Genomic DNA, 18,065 nt, shown 5'->3' with positions numbered 1-18,065 from the left:
CGGTGGCGCCTGGCACGATGGACCCGTGCCCGCCGCCCCGATGATCGACGCCGTCGACGTCATCCGGTTCGTCGGGCCGCAGACCTTCGGCCGTGCGCGCGACGTCGTCCGCGCGGGCCTGGTCGAGGACGCCACCTGGCACGACGAGGACGGCACGGTCACCGCGACCGTCTCCGGCTCCGCCGACGACCCCTACGAGCTCCGCGTCGAGACCACCGTCGCCCGCGGCGAGTTCGTCCGCCCCGTCCGCAGCACGTGTTCCTGCCCCCTCGGCGGCGACTGCAAGCACGTCGCCGCCGCGCTCCTCACCATCAACGCGCGTGCCCTCGCCGCCGAACCCCGAGCAGCGGCTCCCCTCGCCCGACCACCTGCCCCGGACTGGAGGCTCGACCTCGCCCGCCTCGCCGGTGACGACGACCGGGCGGTCACCCCGCAGGGCACCCCCACGGGTCTGCAGTTCGAGTTGCGCGACGCGGTCCCCGCCGCGCTCGCCTCCCGTGCGCGCGCCGCCGGCCGGGCGCTGCCGTCCCGTGCCCGCAGCGTCCGGCTCGGCGTCCGCCCGGTGACCCGCAGCGCCGCCGGCAACTGGGTCCGCGGGCAGCTCACCTGGGGCACGCTCCCCTACTCGATGAACCGGCTCGGCATCGCGCCCGAACAGCACACCTGGTTCCTGCAGTTCTCCGCGCTGCACCGCGCCGGGCAGCTCGCGGGACTCCCCGGCGAGAGCGACTGGGTGCACCTCGACGACTTCGGCAGCCCCCTGCTCTGGCCGCTGCTCCGGCAGGCAGCCGGACTCGGGATCGCCTTCGTGACGGGCAAGCGCGAGGGCGGCGCGGTCCTCGGCGGCGACGCGCGCGTACTCCTCGACGCGGCCCGGCACGACGGCGCGCTCGTCATCGGTGCGAGTGCGGTCGTCGACGGGCGCCCGGTACCCGACGGCTCGGCGCGAACGATCGGCGACCACGGTGTCTACGCCTTCCGCGAGAGCCCCGAGTTCCAGGTCACCCTCGCCCCGACCCCGGCTCCGGTCCCCGAGGACCAGCGCCGCATGCTCGTCGACGGCGCGCGCGTCACCGTGCCGGCCGATGCCGTCGACGAGTTCCTGGCCGACTGGTCGCCGCGGCTCCGCGGCGCGCTCGGTCTCGTCAGCTCCGACGGCTCGGTCGAGCTCCCCGAGCGGACACCGCCCGAGCTCGTCCTGACGGCGACGTTCGAACCCGCCCGGGCACCCCGGACCGACGACCGCCTGCACCTGCAGTGGCGGTGGCACGTCGACGGACGGAAGGACCCGGTCACCCTGCACGGTCCGCTCCCCGACCTCAGCGGGCTGCACGCCGCCGACGAGTCCGAGACGACCGGCCCTGGCGGCGGTCTCGCCTGGTTCGAGGACGGCACGGTCGACGGGGCGGACGTCGCCGTCTTCGCGGCCGAACTCCTGCCGGCCCTGCCCGCGCTCGGTGTCCGGACGGTCGTGCAGGGCGAGCCCGGCGACCACGAGCGGCTGACCGGGCGACCGCACATCCGCGTCACGACGATGCCGTCCGAGAAGCACGACTGGTTCGACCTCGGCATCTTCGTCACCGTGAACGGGCGGCAGATCCCGTTCACCCCGCTGCTCCGGGCGCTGGCGAAGCGTGATCGCCGCATGAAGCTCATCGACGGGTCGTACCTGTCGCTGGCCGACCCGACGTTCGACCGGCTCAAGGAACTCATCGAGGAAGCGCGCGAGCTCGACGAGTGGGAACCCGACCAGGCCCTGACGGTGACCCCGCTGCAGGCCGGGCTGTGGTCGGAGTTCGACCAGCTGGCCGACGAGACGGAGCACGACGAGCGCTGGCAGCGGATCGCAGCGGGTCTGCTCGACGCCGCACCGCAGGACGAGGTCCCCGTGCCGGACACCGTGCACGCCGAGCTCCGCCCCTACCAGCACGCCGGCTACGCCTGGCTCCGGTTCCTGCGGGAGCACGGCATCGGCGGGGTGCTCGCCGACGACATGGGCCTCGGCAAGACCCTGCAGGTGCTGTCCATGATCGCCGCCGCCCGCCGGTCCGAGCCCGACGCTCCGCCGTTCCTCGTCGTCGCGCCGACCTCGGTCGTCGGCAACTGGGCGGACGAGGCAGCCCGCTTCACCCCCTCCCTGCGGGTGACCGCCGTCACCGCGACCTCGCTCAAGGACCACGCCCGGGTCGCCCGGGCGGCGGCGGAGTCCGACGTCGTCGTGACCTCGTACGCACTGCTCCGGCTCGACGCCGCCGAGTACACCGGAGTGTCCTGGTCGGCGCTCGTGCTCGACGAGGCGCAGTTCGTGAAGAACCCGCAGTCGCAGACGCACCGGGTCGCGGCCGAGCTGCCCGCGCCGGTGAAGTTCGCGGTCACGGGGACCCCGCTCGAGAACGGGCTGACCGACCTCTGGGCGCTGTTCCACGTCGTCGCGCCCGGGCTGCTGTCGTCGTGGTCCCGGTTCGGCGACGACTACGTCAAGCCGCTCGGCTCCCCCGACCTGCGCGGGGACGCCCGCAAGGAGCTCACCGACCGGCTCCGGCGTCGGATCCGACCGCTCATGCTCCGCCGGACGAAGGAGAGCGTCGCCGCCGATCTGCCGCCGAAGCAGGAGCAGGTCGTCCGGGTGACGCTCGACCCCGCGCACCGCGCGCTGTACGAGCGGACCCTCAACCGGGAGCGCCTGAAGGTCCTCGACCTCATCGACGACCTGGCGCGCAACCGGATGATCGTCTTCCGGTCGCTGACCCTCCTCCGGATGCTCGCCCTGTCGCCGGCACTCGTGCAGCAGACGGACCACGACGCCGACGACGACGTCGCTGCCGGTGCGGATCCCATCCCCTCGGCGAAGCTCGACCTGCTGCTCGACGAGCTCGAGCAGCTCGCCGCCGAGGGCCGCCGCGCCCTGGTCTTCAGCCAGTTCACCACCTTCCTGCGCATGGTCGCCCAGGCACTCGACGCCCGCGGCATCGGGTACGAGTACCTCGACGGCTCGACCCGGAAGCGCCCGCAGGTCATCGACCGCTTCCGGACCGGCGCGGCACCGGCGTTCCTCATCTCCCTCAAGGCCGGCGGCTTCGGGCTGACGCTGACCGAGGCGGACACCGTCTTCGTGCTCGATCCCTGGTGGAACCCGGCCGCCGAGTCCCAGGCGGTCGACCGGACGCACCGCATCGGGCAGACCCGCTCCGTGAACGTGCAGCGCTTCATCGCCGAGGACACCATCGAGGAGAAGGTCCTCGCCCTCGCCGCCAAGAAGGCCGAACTCTTCGCGACCATGATCGACGACGACGCCCTGTTCGCCGACGACCTGACCGCCGAGGACATCCGCTCGCTCCTCACCTGAGCCGCGACATACGAACTCCTTCGCGTCCGGACGCCCGTGTCGGTACCGTCGCCGCATGTTCGTCGAGACCAGCAGCTCCGCCCAGCCCCGTCCCGCTCCGCAGGTCCCGGTCGCGGGCCTCCTGACACCGACTCCGGCCGATCCGGACGTCGAGCCGCACGCCGATCTCGAGTCCGACGCCGATCCTGCGCCGCCGCGAACAGGAGTGGTCCGGCGCGACGGCGCCACGGCGACGTCCACCTTCCGGCTGCGCAACGGCGCCGAGGTCACGCTCGGCGGCTCCTTCGGCGGCAGCCGAGGCGTCTGGTCGAGCGCGTCCGAGGGGCATCGGCGGAGGCGGCCGGCACGGTGATGGTCCTCGACGCGAACGTCGTGATCGCGCTGCTCGACGAGGGCGACGGCCTGCACGAGCGGGCGTACGACCTGGTCGAGGACCACGCGTGGGACGAGTTCTGCACCTCGGCCCTGACCCTCGCCGAGATGCTCGTGCGACCGGCGTCCCGTGGGCACGCCGACCGTGAGCGCGGCACCATCGAACGACTCGGCGTGTCGGTCGTCCCGGTCACGGGCTGTACCGCACGCCGGGCGGCGGACATTCGCGCCAGCCGCCGGCTCGGCATGCCGGACGCGGTCGTCCTCGTCACGGCGCAGGCCGTGCACGGCCAGCTCGCCACCTTCGACCGGAAGCTCCGCCGCATCGCCCAGGCCGAGGGACTCGACCTCGCCGAGCCCTACGACGACGGCGGGCCCTGGCCGTTCCCGACCTGAGCCCGCCGTCGCGACCGGGTCAGCCGGCGAGACCGTCGATCCGCGACACCTGGTCGGCGGTCAACTCGAGGTGCGCCCCGAGCGCGTTCGACCGGATGCGCTCCGGGTTGGACGACTTCGGGATCACGACGAACCCGTGCGCCACGTGCCACGCGACGACGACCTGCGCGCTGTCGGCGTCGTGCGCCTCCGCGATCTCGACGAGCGTCGGGTCCTGCAGGTTGCTCGCCTTGAACGGGCTGTAGCCCTCGAGCACCACGCCACGTTCGTGCAGCCCCGCGGCGACCTCGGCGTCGTACTCGGCGGGGCTCCACCGGATCTGGTTCACGGCCGGGGTCGTCCCGGTCGCGTCGGTCAGCTCGTCGATCTGCGCGAGCGAGTAGTTGCTCACGCCCACCGCCCGGGTCAGCCCGTCGGCCTGCGCCTGGACGACCTGCTCCCACACGTCGGGTCGGGCCTCGCCGTTCGGCGGCCAGTGCACGAGCCACAGGTCGAGGTGGTCGAGCCCGAGCTGCTCGAGGCTCTCCTCGATGGTCTGGCGCACCCGGTCGGCGTTGTCCGGCGGGAGCTTCGTGGTGACGAAGACGTCGTCGCGGGCGAGGCCGGCGTCGGCGAGTGCCTTCCCCACGCCGCGCTGGTTCGAGTAGCCCGTGGCGGTGTCGATGTGGCGGTAGCCGGCCTCGAGCGCAGCGCCCACGGCGGCGGGAGCGTCGGCGTCGGGGATCTGCCAGGTGCCGAAGCCGAGGAGCGGCATCGGTCCACCGGTGACGGGCACGGAGGGGTTCGCGTGATCGGTCATGCCCCGTGTCTACGCCCTGGTTCGTCGGTGCCGCACGGGATGATCGAGGACGGTCCACCCGGGCCCGCTCCACCGCACCACCGAAGGCCTCCCCATGACGTCCCGTCGACGCCGTCCGCGTTCCACCCGTTCCACCTCCTCGCGCCGCAGGGCTCGGGCATCGCTGACGTCGCTCGGCCTCGTCGCGGTCGTCGCCCTCGCCGGCTGGCTGCTGCACACCACCGGCGTGACCGACGCGGACGCCGACGCCGCCGCGGACGGGACGTCCTCGTCGACGGCCGCACCGACGATCACCACCGCACCGACGGCCGACGCGGGTGGTGGGGTCGAGGCGGGCGGCGCCTCCCGGCCGACCGTCGACGCGACCGAGCCGACCAGCCCGACCGAGGCGACCGAGGCGCCCAGCCCGACCGACGCGACCAGCCCGACCGACGCGACCGCAGCCGCGACCGCCCGCAGCGAGCTCGCTACCCTGCCGGTGAAGGGCAAGGCCGCCGCGACCGGCTACGACCGCGAGGCCCGCTTCGGCACCGCCTGGCTCGACGTCGACCACAACGGCTGCGACACCCGGAACGACGTGCTCGCCCGCGACCTGACGGACATCGAGCGGCAGGGGCCCTGCAAGGTCCTGCGCGGCACGCTGGTCTCCCCGTACACCGGCGAGCGGGTGGACTTCGTCCGCGGGAACCGGACCTCGACCCTCGTGCAGATCGACCACGTCGTCGCGCTCGAGAACGCGTGGCGCACCGGCGCACAGCAGCTGACGCAGGAGCAGCGCGAAGCCCTGGCGAACGACCCCGCGAACCTGTTCGCCGTCGACGGCCACTCGAACGCGCAGAAGCGTTCGGGCGACGCGGCGACGTGGTTGCCCGCGGACACGGCGTTCCGCTGCACCTACGTCGAGCACCAGATCACGGTGAAGACGACGTACCGGCTCTGGGTGGCGCCCGCGGAGCGCGACGCGATGGAGCGGGTGCTCGCGCGCTGCTGAGCGGATGACCGCGGAGCAAAACGACAGGTGTAGCCTAGAGCTATCGATGCAGATGCATCGAACGGACTCGTCGACCCACCGCTGGACCCGAGCCCTTCATCGTCGAAGACCGCAGGAGGCCATCCATGACATCCACCACCCGCTTCACCGACCGCGTCGTCCTCATCACCGGCGGCGGCTCCGGCCTCGGCCGCGCGACCGCCGTCCGCCTGGCCGCCGAGGGCGCGCAGCTCTCACTCGTCGACGTCTCCAGCGAGGGACTCGAGGCCACGAAGGCCGCCGTCCTCGAGGCGACCCCCGACGCCCAGGTGCTCACCACCGTCGCCGACGTCTCCGACGAGGCCCAGGTCGACGCCTACGTCACCGCCACCACCGAGCGCTTCGACCGCATCGACGGCTTCTTCAACAACGCCGGCATCGAGGGCAAGCAGAACCCCACCGAGTCCTTCACCGCCGCCGAGTTCGACAAGGTCGTGTCGATCAACCTCCGTGGCGTGTTCCTCGGGCTCGAGAAGGTGCTGCGCATCATGCGCGAGCAGGGCTCGGGCATGGTCGTGAACACCGCGAGCGTCGGTGGCATCCGCGGCATCGGCAACCAGTCCGGCTACGCGGCCGCCAAGCACGGTGTCGTCGGCCTCACCCGCAACTCCGCCGTGGAGTACGGCCAGTACGGCATCCGCATCAACGCCATCGCCCCCGGTGCGATCTGGACGCCGATGGTCGAGAACTCGATGAAGCAGATCGACGCGGAGAACCCGCGGAAGGCCGCCGAGGAGTTCATCCAGGTCAACCCCACGAAGCGCTACGGTGAGGCCCCCGAGATCGCCGCCGTCGTCGCCTTCCTGCTGTCCGACGACGCCTCGTACGTCAACGCGACGGTCGTCCCGATCGACGGCGGGCAGTCGGCCAAGTACTGAGCGTGGTCCGTCCGGCGCCCGGCCCACCTCGTGGGTCGGGCGCCGTCGTCGGTCTGGAGGCACGCCCCACCGCCGCAACGCCGATCGCGTCCGGTGGGGAGCTGGCTGTGACGGTGCCGCATTCGGTTCCGCCCGCACCACGTGGGAGCATGGCCGGGCACACCACGGCGGAGGGAACCCCATGAGCAGCAACGACACGAGCGGGTCGGCGTTCGGCCCCGGTGCCGGCAAGACCGAGTCGCCCGCCGGAGCCCTGCGGCGCCGCATGGCATCCTCCGCGCAGGGATTCCTCGGCAGTGCCGCGTGGGTGCCGTGGAAGCCCGCGGGCGACCCCGAGGGCGGGAGCATCGCGCACGTGATGATCCGCGACCTGCCCTTCGTCCCGGTGTTCACCGACCCCGCCGAACTCACCGAGGGCGTCCCCGGCACGGAGGCCCGCCCGGTCCGCATGGCCGAACTCGTGACCGCGGTGCCCGAGGAGTTCGGCATCGTCGTCGACCCGACCAGCGCCGAGGACGCCAACTTCCTGCACGCCGACGTGCTCGCGGGGATCCGGGCGCAGATGCGCGGCGAGATCCCCGGCGACGGCGACGCCGAGGCCGAGGACTCCACCCAGGGCTAGGCCACTGCCGACCAGGCTGGCCCGCCGGGGACTGGCCTGGCGGACCTGCTGACTGCGATCTGCAGCTGACGATCCTGGTTCACGATTCCCGGCGATCGCGAACCGAGATCGTCACGCCACGCGAAGCGGTGTCCCTGGCCGCGGGATGGTCACGAACCGAGCAGCGCCGTCGCGATGCCTGCCATCGCGACGAGACCCGCGACCGGGAGCCCGACCGCCCCGAGGACCACCGCGAGCGCAGCACGACGCCGTCGTACGCGAGCACCTTCGACCTCGCGGACCAGCCGATCGAACCGCTGCTCGAGCCGCAGCGTGTCGTCCGGCACGAACGCTGCCGCGTGCCAGGTGCCCCGCTCCTCAGCCACCATCGACAGGTACCGGACGGCTTCGTCCGAGTGCGCCCGTCGTAGCCCGAGGATCCAGTCGCGCACCTGGTCCGGCCGGAGCACGACGACCGAGGGGCGCTTCTTGCCGAACGTGATCCGATCCGCGGCGACGACCAGCAGCGGCTGGACGAGGATCGCTCCACCAGCCGCCGCCGAGAGCAGTCGCGTCGCTCTGCGCCCCTCGCCCTGGGCGGCACCGATGTGCGAGGTCTTCTTCCCACCGATCATGAACGAGCCTCCACCGACGAAGACACGCTGACCGCTGTGGTTCTTGGTGTTGATCGAGAACACTCCGGTCGGGCCGATGACCAGGTGGTCGATGTCCGTCGAACCGTTCCCCACCGGCACTGCGTGGAACACCGTGAAGGCTGGCCCCAGACGGTCGAGCTCGGCAGCGACACGGCGCTCCCCCAGGGCTCCCTTGAACCAGGAGCGCGCGGGCTGCGCGACGGGATCGACGCCCCAGAACCGTTCCGCACGCGTCCGAGTCGGTGCCTCGGACTGGAGCCGGAGACACTCCTGCATGACTGAGTAGCCGGGACGTCGTGCGCGCAGCGTCATCGGGAGCGCTCCGATCGCGGTCGTTCGAAGCGCCCCGCCCCTCACCGGTTCGTCCTGGCCGAGCGTGGTCGTTCGTTCCGTCACATCTCGACCGTGGCAGCACGACCGAGCCGAGCAAACCCCACGTTCGGGCGTCAGCGGGGCGGCTCGACCAGCTCGATGAACCGGGAGAGCAGGGAGAGCCCACTGATCGACGGGGGCAGGCCGGTGGTGAGCGCCGGCGAGTAGACGAGGTACGCCGCCCACTGCGCCCGCGACAGCGCCACGTTGAGCCGGTTCGGCATGAGCAGGAAGTCGAGCCCGCGCGGGATGTCTGCCGCGCTCGAGGCCGCGAGCGACGTGATGGACACCACGGCCTCGCGCCCCTGGAACATGTCGACCGTGCCGACCTGGGTCCCGCGGAGTCCGGCGCGGTCGAGGGCCTCGCGGATCAGGGCGCCCTGCGCGTTGTAGGGCGCGACGACGATGACGTCCTCGTCCGTGAGTGTCCGTGACACCTCACCGTCGACCCACCGACGGCCGATCAGGCCCTGGGCGAGCTCGACGACCCGTGCTGCCTCTTCCTCGGACGACGTCGTGTTGCCGCTGTGCACGACCGGCACCGGGTGGACGCCCGGGTCGAGGTCGTCGAGGTGCCGACCACTCACGATCGACGTCAGCTGCCCGTCGTACGACAGCCCCGAGACCGACGCGGTCAGCGCGGGTTCCATCCGGCGGGTGTGTGCGAGGAAGTAGCCGAACTCCGGCGGGAGCACGTGTTCCCCGTCCGCCAGCCACCCGAGCGCTGACTGGTCGACCGGCTCGGGGTGCGACCCCTGCGACACCTGGGGCAGCTGCTGCGGGTCGCCGAGCAGGAGCAGGCGCTGCGCGGCGATCGACGACGCGATGGTCGGCGCGAGCGAGAACTGCCCGGCCTCGTCGACCACGAGCAGGTCGAGGGAGCGCCGCGGGATCGTGCCCTCGTTCGCGAAGGTCCACGCGGTGCCGCCGACGACTCCCCCGGTGCCGGTCTCGGCGCACGACGACAGGAAGGCCGCGACGGCGGCGTTGTTCTTCACCGGGGTCCACGCGGCGGCCTCGAGCTCGTCCTCGGTCGCACCGGACTTCGGCACCTTCACCACGCGGTCGGCGGGCACACCGGCGCGGACCACCGACGACAGGAAGTTCTCGCTCGTCGCGTGGGACTGGCCGACGACCCCGACGCGCCAGCCGTGCTCCCGGACGAGCCGTGCGACGACGTTCGACCCGACGTAGGTCTTGCCCGTGCCGGGAGGGCCCTGGATCGCCAGGTACGACCGGTCGAGCCCGAGCAGCGTCGTGACCACCGCGGAGACGGTGTCGTCCCCGGCGATCGGGGCGAGGGCACCCCGCGGCGGGACCCGGCGGAGCAGGTCGAGCGCGGGATCGGGCAGCATCTCCGGCAGGGCGTCGAGGACCTCCTGCCCCCACTCGGCGATCGCCTCGGGCTGCGGCTTCGCCCGTGGCGGGGCAGCCGGCGCGAGGGCGACCGGGTAGTCGTGGTGCGGCTCGCCGCCGCCGACCGGCAGGCTCTCCTTCACCAGGACCTCGAACGCGTCGCCGTTGTCGGCCGCGTCCAGCACGACGGCGCGAGCCGACGCGCCCTTCGAACCCGGCGCCGGAGCGGTGACCGACGGCGGGAGTGGGTCGTCGTAGACGAGGTGGGGCGTGCCTCCCGGCCGGATGCGTGAGCCGGGCGCGAGGGTCCCGGACAGGCGGATCTCGCGCGACTGCGAGCGGGCACGCGGCAGCGTGTCCCAGTCCCGCTCGACGGAGGCGCGCTCGACGACGAGGACGTCGCGGGTGTCCGCCCAGTCGTCGACGGGGTTGCGGAGGCGGTCGAAGTGGTCCTGCCAGAAGGTCTTGGCCTCGCGGCGGTGGTAGTCGATCGCGGCGGCCGCGAGCGCCAGGGCGGTCTGGTCGGCGTCGCGGTCGAGGGGGTCGACGTCCGCGATCTGCGCGGCGAGTGCCGTGTACACGGGGTTCGGCTCGCGCTCGACGGGGATCGGCGGCAGGAGTTCGGCCTCGTCGGTCGCCGGCTCGGTCTGCGGCGGCCGGAGCGACAGCAGCCAATCGCGGAGCCGCAGGGTCGAGCGGCAGTCGTAGGCGTTGTAGTCGGCGACCTGGTCGAGCATGCGCTGGCCGGTCGCGGGGTCGCCGTTGCGGAGTTCCTCGATCGCCTCGACGTAGGCGGTGATGCTGTCGGCGGCATTCGTGACGTCGCTCGTGCGGAGGTCCTCGCCCATGTACAGCGGCTCGAGCTTCTTGATCGAGTAGCTGCGGCTGCCGACCACCAGGGCCTTGCGCACGATCGGGTACAGGTCGACGAGGACGCCGGCGCGGAGCAGGTCGTCGACGTCGTCCTCCCCCACGCCGTGCCGGGCGGCGAGGGACAGCAGGTGCGTCCGCTCGTACGCGGCGTAGTGGTAGACGTGCATGCCCGGGTGCTGCGCGCGGCGCTCCTTGACGAAGGCGAGGAAGTCGATCAGCACCTGTCGCTCGTCGCGGATCGTGTGCGCCCAGAAGGCGGTGAAGTCGGCGCGGTCGTCGACCAGGCCGAACAGGTAGTCGAGGCCCCAGTGGACGCCGTCCTCGGTGTGCAGTGGGTCGCCCTCGAAGTCGAAGAAGACATCGCCCGAGTCGGGCTCCGGGATCGCGTCGAGGGCGCGGGGGTCGTGGAGTTTGAAGCGCGGCTTGGTCTTGTTGGTGCGGCCTGCTTGCTGCTCGGCTTCGGTCTCGGTCTGGAGGCGCGCTTGACGGACCAGCCGCTCTTGCGTGGATCGCGACATGCCTGACACGGCCGCGGTGCGGTCCGCCAGGTCGTCGATCGTCCGCACCCCCTGCCGGATCAGCTTCGTGCGCTGGTCGAGGCGCATGCCGGCGACGAGCACCAGGTCGCGGTGCTGTTGCACCTGGGTCTGGCAGATGGTGCAGCGGCCACAGCTGGAGTAGCGGGGGTCGCCCCACTGCAGTTCCTCGTCCTCCTGCATCCGCTCGGCGATGACCCGCTCGAGCTCGGCGCGCTGCGTGCGGTACACCGGCGCGATGTCGGCGAGGTCGTGCGTGGTGGTCGTACGGTCGCCGAGGACGAGGTGGACCTGCTCGCCGGTGGGGATGCCGTGCGCCTGCATCTGCTCGGCGTAGGCCGCGAGCTGGAGCAGGGCGCTGATCTTGGCGTGGCGGGCGAGCTTGGTGTCGTAGACCTCGTAGGCGCCCTCAGCGTTGCGGAGGATGAAGTCCGCGAAGCCGATGAAGCCCGGGCGGGCAGGGGTGGGCGGCTCGTGGAAGGTCGGTTGGTACAGGACGTCGGCACCGTCGTGGAAGGCCTGGATCGCTCGTCGAGCTTCTGATCCGTAGTCAGAAGGTTGGGGTCGCTCGAACTCGACGACGTCGCGGGTCTGCTTGAGGATCTCGAGGTAGTCGAGCTCGTGCTGGTCCCCCAGGCGTGCGGTGCGCTCGAGCATGTCGTCGTGCTCGTCGGGCAGGGGGCCACCGCGGCCGAGCTTGCCGTCGAGGCGGCGGAGGAACGCCCACTCGCAGGTCGCCCACGTGCTGAGGTCACTCGGGCTGAGGAGGACCTGCCCGTTGGTGGTGATCTGCACACGCTCCCCCGTCGCCTGTTGCCTCGAGGAGAGCATACGGTGCACCGCCGACTATGACTTCGGGAGGAACGCTTCGTCGCCCGGCCGCGGTACTGATGCTAAGTCGAGCGGCAGCTGGCGGAGCTGCTCGTGCAGATGGTCGCGGAGCTCGGCGGCAAGGAACCAGTAGCGGTGAGGAGCTCGATCGCTCTGCTCCAAGTAGTTGTTGCAGGTTTGGATCATCCGGGTCAACGTCATTTGTGCTGCGGCCCCATGCACAAGAATCAGGCGCGTCCCACGGACGTCCTCACGCGCAGCGACGACGCTTCGGTTCAACCGGTCGAAATCCGGGCTACTTCGCGCGTCGGGGATCTCCAGCGGCCTATCAATTCGAAACGCCCGCCGCTCGCTCAAATTACGAGCGAGTTCTCGGAGTGCGTTGCGCTCGACGCGCCTTCGCTCGATTAGGTATGCGAAGTACCCGCCTCCTGACGTCAGGATCGCACCGACGGCGGCGCCGATCAGCGCGCCGATCCAGTCCACGTTCATTGAGTCCCCTCGCCGGGAAGGAGCGTAGCTGGACCGCGCTAACTTTCACCCGATCCGGACGAAGCGCGGCCTGTCGTACCCGCCGCGCGCGTCATGCGCCTCGGCGAGTGATCGCAACCAGTGCCCACGCTAAGCGCAGCGCAGCCAGCTCGATCGCGCACGACCCGCACAACGCCCTCACCCTCGCGAGCGTCGTCACCGGGCGGGAAATCGTCGTGCTCGAGTCGCGCTCCAGCACCACGGTCGATGCCCTCGAGGTCGCACCCAAGGCGAAGATGCACGAGGCGTCCGTCCTCGCGTTCGACGGCCACGCGCCTTCGCCCGCTGACGCACCACACCGACCAAGTGCTGCTCGGAGTCGCCGGTGCCGAGAGCGACCTCCGCGCTGCGGCGATGAGCAGCCGGATGGGCCAGCTCGCCATCATCGGCGCCCTCTTCATCGTGGTGGCACAGCGCACCGCCGAGGAGCCCAGGCCGCTCCTCGGCGCAGCCGCAATGCCGTCAGTTGAAGAACGCCATCGCAGTGATCCTCGCCGGCGCCTCGGCTGCCGATGTTGTCCGGGGTGTCCGATGCGGTGCGGGCTGACCGCGAAGCGCAGTCGGCTGCGCTGTCCTGCGACCCCGTCGCTCCGAACGCACCGCTTGAGGTGCAGGTCACGTCTACCAACTCGGTTGGAGTTGCTCACTGCTGCAGTTGGGCCGAATGACGCACCTCACCATGAGCCGCTGCCTCCCGGTCGTTTGGGGCCGCCCACGTAGCGACAGCGACGGTCGCGATCGCGTCGTTACAAGCCCCGGCGCGCTCGCCCTGGAAAGTTCGAGCTGCAGCAACCGCGAGCTCAGACGCGGTCCGCCCCAGAGTTGGCCAGCGTCCATGTCTCTCGCACCACCGCTCGGCTACTCGGGGGACCGACGCACCACGACGGCCAAATCGTACGCTTCGAGCGCTACATCCCAGGCAAGTAGCCTGTCCTGCGGCCGAGTCGCGAGGCAACGTCCGACGTGGCACCTAGGCTCAGTTCCAGACCTACCTACCCCTATGCGATCTGAGGTTCGATGACCCCGGCGACATCCCCCGGTCCTGCTGACAAGCGCGCTGCCAAGACAAGCGCCCCCCTCGGGCTTGTCACCACGAGTCCGCTCGAATCTTGGACCGACGATCTCGCGCCCGCCCGTCAGTCCGTCGTAGTCGGCGACGCGCGGCACACCGGACTAGACGCAGAGTCCGTGGACCTTGTCGTGACTTCGCCGCCCTATTGGGCGAAGCGAGACTACGGGCATGAGGACCAGATCGGTCTGGAGTCTACGCCGGATCAGTACGTTGCCGCCATCATGGATTGTTTGGCCGAGTGGGGGCGGGTACTACGGCCGACCGGCTCCATCTTCCTCAACGTTGGTGACACTTATCACAAGCGATCACTCGTTGGCATCCCCGCTCGTATCGAGTATGAAGCTATCAAACACGGTTGGCGAATCCGCAATCGAATCATTTGGGCGAAGACAAAGGGAATGCCCGACCCCGTAAAGAATCGACTCGTCAACCGACACGAGTATATTATCCATCTGACCATGCGAGAGACCTACTACTACGATCTGTTCGGTTATTCCGCCGCCTATGGCAACGGGAGCAATCCCGGGGACGTCTGGACGATCAACCCTGAGAGGAACATGGGTGAGCACCTCGCGCCGTTCCCTCAGGAGATTGTAGAAAGGGCAATCACGCTTGGCGCACCAGAGCAGATCTGTTCGGTCTGCCACACGCCTCGTCGCCGAGTCCTCGAGCGCACTTCTGAACTTGACCCCACCCGCCCGCAGGCAAAGCGCGCGATGGAACTAGCAGAGGCTCACGGCCTGACCCAAGCACACATTCGTGCGATTCAGGCAACGGGCGTGTCCGATGCGGGCAAAGCCCTCAAAGTTCAGACTGGGACTGGGCGCAATTCCGTCGAAGTGCAGCGCCTTGCCGCCGAGGCCAAAGCAGCATTGGGTGGGTACTTCAGGGAGTTCACTTTTGCCAAAAAGCGAACAGCCGGCTGGACCGACTGCGGCCACGACGCGCCTGCACGCGGAGTTGTTCTCGACCCCTTCATGGGAACCGGTACGACACTCAAAACTGCTACTCGCATGAACAGAGACGCGATCGGGGTTGATCTCGTACCTTTGATGGAGGCGCCGGTTCTCGGTTCTTAGGGGCGTCGGAGTCCTGCGAGTAATGCGAAGGATTCAGCCATGTCCTCAATATGACGGTCGATCAGCTCCCCTTCCGAAAGATCGAACCGGAAGTCATATACGTCGACGGATTCGATCCGGCCCACATAAACGAGTCCGCGTTCGCCGCTCAACCACGGGTGCACGAGAAGGGCGAAGGGTAGTTTGAATCTCAACGCGTAGGTGACCGCCTGTTCAACTTCCTTGCGCTCGGGTAAACGCGCAGTGGAGCCGTGAACGGTGTTCTTTGCCTCGGCAACCAGCGGAACTGATCCGTCCAGCGCGCGGAAAACCAAATCGGGTTGCGCCGCTCCTGCGTCATCTGCCGCCAACGGACGCATAGGAACGCCGAGCGGTGCAGGCAATGCCGACTCTTCGACAGTCGTGTACAGGCTGACCTTACCCTCGGTATTACCGTCTAGCACTTCAATCGGCCATGCATTCGCCGCTGCGTATCGCGCTAGGCTTACTCGCACGAAGTTCTCGAACAGTTTGTTGGTGTCGATAAGGAGGGATTCGAGTTTGATGTCGTTGCTAGGAGTAAGATCTAGTGCAATGCCGCGGCCACTCAGAATCAGAAGAGCAAGATCTATCAAATTGCGGTAGTAACTTCGCGAATCTGGAAGCGGAACGAAGCCCAGCACTTCTGGGTCCTGTAAATACATTGCAGCCCTATCTTCCGTGACCTCCGCAAGAGAGTGCAAGAATCCTGCTAAACGGGCTACTTTAGCGCGATCACCCATGCGCGGCTTGTCGCGTGACTTGTGCAGATGAGCCATGAGCACTTCGACCGCTGCCTTTACGCAGCGATTGGCCGGCGTATCGATAGTGCGGCGGTGCCAGCTATAAGCCGCTTTATTCCTGACTCCGCGTGCCGCGAACCTTTGAATGGTGCGAGTGAAATCTATTTTGCCCCGAGGCACCGACCCCTCGTCGTCGTTACGCTCGTACTCGCGCCACAAACCTCGGTCGGAAGCTTCCTCGAACCTCGCGATGAAGGCGTCCGTATAGATGTCCATTGCCCAATCGCCGGCTTCACCGCGTCCGGCATACTCGCGGAAAGCCGATAGGGCAAGCACTCCATGGCCAGTGTCGACTACCATCCGCGTGAGGTTCGCCAGGGGCACCCGAGGTCGAACGCGCACTACTACGTGCTCATTGATGGGGATGACACCGACAAACGACGTTGCGGTCAGTCGCAGACGACCGGACTTATCAAAATTCGCGCGCAGTACATCCTTCCCGTCGATTTCTGTGTTGAGCATCCACTGGTGATGCTCGCCGACCCACAAGCTTGGGTCGATATCGATCGTCCCATACTCCTTGCAGTCGATTATCTTGACTACTTTCTCTGCCCCGCTCACGGCCGCTGCGCATCGCCCTTTTCGGTCCCGCTGGTGCTAGCTTCACCTAACGCCGGGTTCTCGAACACGTTGTTCCAAGCCGTTTCGATGTCGCGACGAGTGTTCTCATCACGGCGGAATGCCCGCTCCACGAGGAACTTGAGCTGGTAGTCCCAGATATCGCGAAGCGACTGTTCGTCCGTCACTGCTGAGAAGTACGCATGCCCAACTGCGGCGGCGGGATTCCTCCGTGACTGACCATTGATCCTGTCGAACCAATGTAGGAGCTTCGTCTTCAAGGTCGCGTCAACCTCGTTCCCATCGAGGATGCTCCCGAGCACGGAACGGTCGGGGTCCATGGACACCTTCGCGAAGCGTCGCTCGAACGCAGCGTCCACCTCGTCCACTCCCCGGTCGAACGGATTCATTGTTGCGATTATGACGAGGTTCGAGGGGATGTGAATCTCCTCGCCGTTGGCAATCGTGAAGCGGAGCTCGCGCTTGGTGCGCTCAACGTAGGTGAGCGCTTCGCCGAAGACCCGACCTACGTCAGCCCGCGAGAGCTCATCGATCACAAGAACGTAGCAATGGTCCGGATCAGTCGTGGCTGCTCGCACGAGGGCGAGGAACGGACCGTCTTTCGGCACGAAGGAAGTCTCGGTCGGCGCGAAACCGAGGATGAAGTCCTCGTACTGGTAGCTCGCGTGGAACTGGACGAACTTGTAACGTGCCTCGTCCCCGTCGGTGAGCAGCTGAGCAACAGCAGCGGCGTAGTAGCTCTTCGAGGTACCGGGAGGCCCGCTCAAGAGCACGCCGCCGAACAGCTCCGCCAGTCGCGAGATCTGCAGGACGCGAGGGTCTGACCGCGCTATAGGCTCAGCGTCGGGCGCCGATGAGGCGAGGTTGGCCGTCGCCATTGCTTTGGCCCCAATACGGAGGTCGTCGGCGGTGACGGTGCGAACATTGGGCACTAGCTGTTCATACATTGAGGCCTGCCTCACTCGTCGTCGGATCTCCGTCCACGCCGGCACGCTCAAAGAATGGGAAGTCGACGTCGCTGGGCGGCTCGACCGTGAAGAGCGTTGCAAATTCTTCTGCGCTCTGATCCGGGTAGTCAAACTTCTCGCAAAAGCCGGAGACGATGTCGTCCGGCTCGGGATCGCCAAGGAGAACAAAGCCGTCGTTACGAAGGAAGAACATCCCCAACGCGACCGCAGAAACTCGCTGGTTGTACAGCAGCTCCGCGAGAGCCAGCGCTACGTGGTCATCCGGGAGCGAATAGGTTCCGTCGCTACCGCCCAGCCAACTTCCACCACCGAGTCTATGGAGCGAAGCCGAAGACCAGCTGCCGGCAATGTTTGGAGCACGCCACAGGGAGGAAGGGAGGCCATTGCCCCGCTTGCCCCGATCAATCAAGGGGAAGTAGTACGGCTTCGCCGGATTACCAGGCAGCTCAATCAGCGAGAGAAGCTCGGACGATGAAGCCGAAGCTTGCGTCAGCCTTCCCGCTCGCGCTTGCTTGCGAAGATAGAGGTACATCACGAAGGCGGGGTGAAGCCTCTGCGATGCCAGCGTCTCGATCGACCAGCGCACAGCGTCGTGGCTAAGAACATACATCGGCGAGGGAAGTGGGTCCGACACACCGCTAGCCTAGCGAGGCGTAGCGGATCTTGCCGTCTCGTCAGCACCGCCTCGTGTCGGAGAGGTACTGGACGGGTTTGATTGATGCGCTTGCGCGACGAGTAGGCGTGCCTCGGCGAGGCCCGTTCGTCAGGCGCCAGAGAGGAGTAACCGAGCCGGACGTAGCCCTGATAGCGCAATCTGCCAGACATCTTCGACGTGGCCGGCTCCGACGCCGTGGAGGAAGGCGAAGACAGGACCAGCACTCAGCCCGGAACCTTCCGAGAGAAGCGAACGACCTGTACCTCGCTCAGGCTAACGCGTCTCAGTGGTCGCTCTGCTTCGAGCAAGCGGCG

13 protein-coding genes are annotated in these 18,065 nt (G+C 68.5%); 6 read left to right on the top strand and 7 right to left on the bottom strand.

What is annotated here, in order from left to right; genetic code table 11:
- The first annotated feature begins 25 nt into the window (after positions 1 to 25).
- Both M3666_RS07235 and M3666_RS07230 read left to right on the top strand, forming a co-directional pair.
- Positions 26 to 3,346 carry a DEAD/DEAH box helicase gene (locus M3666_RS07235; protein WP_251154892.1) on the top strand — a complete coding sequence of 1,107 codons (3,321 nt, stop codon included), beginning with the start codon at positions 26 to 28 and terminating at the stop codon, positions 3,344 to 3,346.
- 351 nt (positions 3,347 to 3,697) lie between these two features.
- Positions 3,698 to 4,114, top strand: coding sequence for a PIN domain-containing protein (locus tag M3666_RS07230; protein ID WP_251154999.1), 417 nt, complete (start codon positions 3,698 to 3,700; stop codon positions 4,112 to 4,114).
- Between the two features lie 19 nt (positions 4,115 to 4,133).
- Here M3666_RS07230 and M3666_RS07225 read toward each other — a convergent pair whose 3' ends face one another.
- Positions 4,134 to 4,913, bottom strand: a complete 780-nt coding sequence (locus M3666_RS07225; RefSeq protein WP_251154891.1) for an aldo/keto reductase — start codon at positions 4,911 to 4,913, stop codon at positions 4,134 to 4,136.
- Positions 4,914 to 5,007: 94 nt separating this feature from the next.
- Here M3666_RS07225 and M3666_RS07220 point away from each other — a divergent pair, with 94 nt between their 5' ends.
- From M3666_RS07220 to M3666_RS07210, 3 genes are all read left to right on the top strand, one after another.
- On the top strand, positions 5,008 to 5,904 hold the full coding sequence (locus M3666_RS07220; RefSeq protein WP_251154890.1) for an HNH endonuclease family protein: 897 nt from the start codon (positions 5,008 to 5,010) through the stop codon (positions 5,902 to 5,904).
- 125 nt (positions 5,905 to 6,029) lie between these two features.
- Positions 6,030 to 6,821: an SDR family oxidoreductase gene (locus tag M3666_RS07215; protein ID WP_251154889.1), complete on the top strand. Its 792-nt coding sequence runs from the start codon at positions 6,030 to 6,032 to the stop codon at positions 6,819 to 6,821.
- Positions 6,822 to 7,002: 181 nt separating this feature from the next.
- Positions 7,003 to 7,443: an SseB family protein gene (locus M3666_RS07210; RefSeq protein WP_251154888.1), complete on the top strand. Its 441-nt coding sequence runs from the start codon at positions 7,003 to 7,005 to the stop codon at positions 7,441 to 7,443.
- Positions 7,444 to 7,592: 149 nt separating this feature from the next.
- Here the strand turns inward: M3666_RS07210 and M3666_RS07205 are convergent, their stop codons facing one another.
- From M3666_RS07205 to M3666_RS07195, 3 genes are all read right to left on the bottom strand, one after another.
- Positions 7,593 to 8,354, bottom strand: a complete 762-nt coding sequence (locus M3666_RS07205) for a nuclease-related domain-containing protein (RefSeq protein WP_251154887.1) — start codon at positions 8,352 to 8,354, stop codon at positions 7,593 to 7,595.
- A gap of 170 nt (positions 8,355 to 8,524) precedes the next feature.
- A complete protein-coding gene (locus tag M3666_RS07200; protein WP_251154886.1) occupies positions 8,525 to 12,010 on the bottom strand; it encodes a TM0106 family RecB-like putative nuclease in 3,486 nt (1,161 codons plus the stop codon).
- Positions 12,011 to 12,061: 51 nt separating this feature from the next.
- The gene (locus M3666_RS07195; protein ID WP_251154885.1) at positions 12,062 to 12,538 is read right to left on the bottom strand and encodes a hypothetical protein; all 477 of its coding nucleotides are present in this window, start codon (positions 12,536 to 12,538) and stop codon (positions 12,062 to 12,064) included.
- A gap of 1,227 nt (positions 12,539 to 13,765) precedes the next feature.
- Here M3666_RS07195 and M3666_RS07190 point away from each other — a divergent pair.
- On the top strand, positions 13,766 to 14,728 hold the full coding sequence (locus M3666_RS07190; protein ID WP_251154884.1) for a site-specific DNA-methyltransferase: 963 nt from the start codon (positions 13,766 to 13,768) through the stop codon (positions 14,726 to 14,728).
- Here the strand turns inward: M3666_RS07190 and M3666_RS07185 are convergent.
- The 3 genes from M3666_RS07185 to M3666_RS07175 are packed head-to-tail and all read right to left on the bottom strand — an operon-like array spanning position 14,725 to position 17,682.
- Positions 14,725 to 16,110, bottom strand: coding sequence for a hypothetical protein (locus tag M3666_RS07185; RefSeq protein WP_251154883.1), 1,386 nt, complete (start codon positions 16,108 to 16,110; stop codon positions 14,725 to 14,727). The genes M3666_RS07190 and M3666_RS07185 overlap by 4 nt on opposite strands.
- The gene (locus tag M3666_RS07180) at positions 16,107 to 17,075 is read right to left on the bottom strand and encodes an McrB family protein (RefSeq protein ID WP_251154882.1); all 969 of its coding nucleotides are present in this window, start codon (positions 17,073 to 17,075) and stop codon (positions 16,107 to 16,109) included. The genes M3666_RS07185 and M3666_RS07180 overlap by 4 nt, the downstream gene beginning before the upstream one ends.
- A complete protein-coding gene (locus M3666_RS07175) occupies positions 17,068 to 17,682 on the bottom strand; it encodes a hypothetical protein (protein ID WP_251154881.1) in 615 nt (204 codons plus the stop codon). The genes M3666_RS07180 and M3666_RS07175 overlap by 8 nt, the downstream gene beginning before the upstream one ends.
- Between the last annotated feature and the right edge of the window lie 383 nt (positions 17,683 to 18,065).

Origin of the sequence: Curtobacterium sp. ODYSSEY 48 V2, assembly GCF_023712625.1 — a bacterium.
Classification (GTDB): Bacteria; Actinomycetota; Actinomycetes; order Actinomycetales; family Microbacteriaceae; genus Curtobacterium.
The sequence above is the reverse complement of the archived record's forward strand: the minus strand, read 5'-3'. Positions and strand labels throughout refer to the sequence as shown.

Excerpts from the sequence above, each read along its gene's own strand:
- M3666_RS07230 (WP_251154999.1), top strand. The coding sequence starts at position 3,698 with ATGGTCCTCGACGCGAACGTCGTGATCGCGCTGCTCGACGAGGGCGAC.
- M3666_RS07225 (WP_251154891.1), bottom strand. The coding sequence starts at position 4,913 with ATGACCGATCACGCGAACCCCTCCGTGCCCGTCACCGGTGGACCGATG.
- M3666_RS07220 (WP_251154890.1), top strand. The coding sequence starts at position 5,008 with ATGACGTCCCGTCGACGCCGTCCGCGTTCCACCCGTTCCACCTCCTCG.
- M3666_RS07215 (WP_251154889.1), top strand. The coding sequence starts at position 6,030 with ATGACATCCACCACCCGCTTCACCGACCGCGTCGTCCTCATCACCGGC.
- M3666_RS07210 (WP_251154888.1), top strand. The coding sequence starts at position 7,003 with ATGAGCAGCAACGACACGAGCGGGTCGGCGTTCGGCCCCGGTGCCGGC.
- M3666_RS07205 (WP_251154887.1), bottom strand. The coding sequence starts at position 8,354 with ATGCAGGAGTGTCTCCGGCTCCAGTCCGAGGCACCGACTCGGACGCGT.
- M3666_RS07195 (WP_251154885.1), bottom strand. The coding sequence starts at position 12,538 with ATGAACGTGGACTGGATCGGCGCGCTGATCGGCGCCGCCGTCGGTGCG.
- M3666_RS07180 (WP_251154882.1), bottom strand. The coding sequence starts at position 17,075 with ATGTATGAACAGCTAGTGCCCAATGTTCGCACCGTCACCGCCGACGAC.